General features: G+C 63.2%; 3 protein-coding genes. All 3 read left to right on the top strand.

Features of this window, described 5'->3' with window-relative positions; all coding sequences use genetic code 11:
• Positions 1-242 precede the first annotated feature (242 nt).
• The 3 genes from prpC to RUW20_RS11130 all read left to right on the top strand — a co-directional run bounded on the left by prpC (position 243) and on the right by RUW20_RS11130 (position 3,227).
• Positions 243-1,406 (top strand): 2-methylcitrate synthase, encoded by a 1,164-nt coding sequence (gene prpC, locus RUW20_RS11140; RefSeq protein WP_313952287.1) that lies wholly within the window; start codon positions 243-245, stop codon positions 1,404-1,406.
• A 97-nt stretch (positions 1,407-1,503) separates the two neighbouring features.
• On the top strand, positions 1,504-2,946 hold the full coding sequence (locus RUW20_RS11135) for a bifunctional 2-methylcitrate dehydratase/aconitate hydratase (RefSeq protein ID WP_313952286.1): 1,443 nt from the start codon (positions 1,504-1,506) through the stop codon (positions 2,944-2,946).
• A gap of 92 nt (positions 2,947-3,038) precedes the next feature.
• Positions 3,039-3,227 (top strand): LiaI-LiaF-like domain-containing protein, encoded by a 189-nt coding sequence (locus tag RUW20_RS11130; protein ID WP_313952285.1) that lies wholly within the window; start codon positions 3,039-3,041, stop codon positions 3,225-3,227.

Raw genomic sequence — 3,227 nt, 5'->3', positions numbered from 1 at the left:
GATGTGGAGATCGTTCGGCTACCCAAGCCGCTGATCGGTCACGAGCGCGCTTGCACGCTGGCCTTTTTGCCACCGGCGCGCCTGCCTGCCGCCGAGGGGCTACCTTCGGCTAATGTCGACGACAGACAGTCGGCCGACAACCTTGCCGGCGGTGCCGGTGTCAGGTAGTTGCGGGGCCGATCGACGGTCGGCGAGTGCTGGCGTCCGACACGCACCGTTTGACGTCGAGCAGAGTGGAGGAAATGATGGACGATACGTGGATAGGTGATGAAGCCCGCAAGGGCAAGAAATCGGTCGCCCTATCGGGCGTGGTGGCCGGGGATACGGCGATTTGTTCCGTCGGACGTGCGGGCAACGATCTGCACTACCGCGGCTACGATGTCATTGCCCTGGCCGAGCACGCGACTTTCGAGGAAGTGGCCTACCTGTTGCTCTACGGGCGTTTGCCCAGCCTGACGCAACTGAACCAGTACCGGAAAAAGCTCAAGACGCTGCGCGGCTTGCCGGTGAGGCTCAGGCCGGTGTTGGAGAACCTGCCGGCATCTGCGCACCCGACGGATGTGCTGCGCAGCGGTTGCTCGGCTCTCGGGACCATCTTGCCGGAGGCGCAGGACCATAACCCCGGCGCCGCGCGCGAAATCGCCGATCGGCTGATCGCCAGCTTCGGGTCGATGCTGCTTTACTGGTATCACTGGTCGCATAATGGCCGGCGCATCGAGACCGAGACCGACGACCAGTCCATCGCCGCACACTTTCTCCACCTCTTGTGCGGCAAGGAGCCCTCGGCGCTGCATGCCGCCAGCCTGGATAAGTCGCTGGTGCTGTACGCCGAGCATGAGTTCAATGCCTCGACGTTTACGGCGCGCACCATCACCGGCACCGGTGCCGATCTCTATGCGGCGGTCAGCGGCGCCATCGGGGCATTGAGTGGCCCGCGGCACGGTGGCGCCAACGAGGCCGCCTTCGAAATCCAGAGCCGCTACAACGACCCGCAGCATGCCGAGCAGGACATCTGCCGCCGCTTGGCCAACCGCGAGATCATCATCGGTTTTGGCCACCCGATATATACCATCGCCGACCCGCGCCACAAGGTGATCCGTGCGGTGGCTGAGCAATTGTGCATGGACGGCGACAACCGGGCACTTTTCGACATCGCCAGCCGCATCGAGCAAGTGATGTGGGATCAAAAAAACATGTTTCCCAACGTCGATTGGTTCTCGGCTGTTGTCTATCACATGCTCGCCGTACCCACACCGATGTTCACGCCGCTGTTCGTGATCGCCCGTACCAGCGGCTGGGCGGCACACGTTATCGAGCAACGCATTGACGGCAAGCTGATTCGCCCCTCGGCTAATTACATCGGCCCGGAGACGCAGGAGTTCCTTCCACTGGCTGCGAGAAGCTAGCGGCTTGCCGGTCGTCGTTGCCGCCGCGAGAAGGCCCGCCGGCAGTCGCTTCGTCCCCGCCGCCGCGGCAGCTGGTCAGCACACCAGGAAACGCAAGATGTCATCACGAATTCCCGCCAATCGCCCAGAGCCTGACCAGGTGCTGGTCGATATCGCCGATTACGTCCTGGACTTCAAGGTCGAGTCCGGTGCTGCCTACAACACCGCGCGATATTGTCTGATCGACGCCCTCGGCTGCGCGATGGAAGCGCTTGCCTATCCGGCATGCACCAGATTGCTCGGGCCGCTCGTCCCCGGGACGGTGGTCCCGCACGGCGCCAGGGTGCCGGGGACGAGCTTTCAGCTCGACCCGGTACAGGCGGCGTTCAACATTGGCACCCTGGTTCGCTGGCTCGATTTCAACGACACCTGGCTGGCCGCCGAGTGGGGTCATCCCTCCGATAATCTCGGCGGCATTCTGGCCACCGCCGACTGGCTGTCGCGGACGCGTATGGCCAGTGGCCAAGCGCCGCTGCAGATGCGTCAGGTGCTGGAGGCGATGATCAAGGCCTACGAGATTCAGGGTGTGCTGGCGCTGGAGAACAGTTTCAATCGCGTCGGGCTGGACCACGTCGTGCTGGTCAAGGTGGCGTCTGCGGCGGTATGTACCTGGCTGATGGGTGGTGGACGGCAGCAGATCATCAACGCCGTTTCGCAGGCATTTGTGGACGGTCAGCCGTTGCGCACTTATCGCCACGCGCCGAACACCGGCTCTCGCAAGTCCTGGGCGGCGGGCGATGCGACCGCTCGCGGCGTTCTGCTGGCCTTGTTTTCAATGAAAGGCGAGATGGGCTATCCGTCGGCGCTGACGGCCAGGACCTGGGGCTTCTACGACGCGTTGTTCAAGGGGCAGGCATTCCGCGTGTCACGGCCCTATGGCAGCTACGTGATCGAGAACATCCTGTTCAAGATCAGCTACCCGGCCGAGTTTCACGCCCAGACTGCAGTCGAGTGTGCGGTCGAGCTTCATCCGCAGGTGCTGGAGCGGCTCGACAGCATCGAGAAGGTGGTCATTCGCAGCCACGAATCAGCCCTGCGCATCATCGACAAAGCGGGGCCCCTGCACAATCCGGCCGACCGTGACCATTGCCTGCAGTACATGGTCGCCTTCGCCCTCATCGAGGGCCAGCTGACGGCCGAAGCCTACGAGGACGAGGCCGCGGCAGACGCACGCATCGACGCGCTGCGGGCGAAGATCGAGGTCATCGAAGAGCCCGCTTTCTCGAAGGACTATCTGGATCCGGCAAAACGTTCCATCGCCAATGCCTTGCAGGTCTTCTTCTCCGACGGCAATTGTACGACGGAACTGGTCGCCGAATACCCGCTCGGCCATCGCCGCCGCCGCGCGGAAGGGATTCCGGTGCTGCTCGAGAAGTTCAGGAGACACCTGGCGCGCAGGTTTTCGCCTGAACAGCAGGCGCTCATCATCGAGTCGTCGCTTGACGTGCGGGGCTTGGGCGCGCTGGCGGTGAACGCTTACCTGGATCAATATCTACCCTGATCCTTTTGCCCATGCCGGGACCGCTGTGTTCCGGGAAGACTGACCGCGAAGCCGGCAGAAAGTCCTGGCGCCGCGTACCGGGAGGAAACGAAATGAGAGGGAACTTTGGCGCCGTCGCACTGATCCTGGTGGGTGCCCTGGCTCTGGCCATCAACCTGGAGGTGATCGAAGTGGACATTGCCCGGCTACTGCGGATCTGGTGGCCAGCTCTGTTGATCGTGCTGGGGGTCGGAGCGTTTCTTGCCCCGGGGACCGATGAAGGGCGGAAGAAACCGGATTAG

The organism is Accumulibacter sp. (assembly GCF_032229525.1).
Classification (GTDB): Bacteria; Pseudomonadota; Gammaproteobacteria; order Burkholderiales; family Rhodocyclaceae; genus Accumulibacter.
Note: the sequence above shows the minus strand (reverse complement) of the source record. Positions and strands in the feature narration are given on the sequence as shown.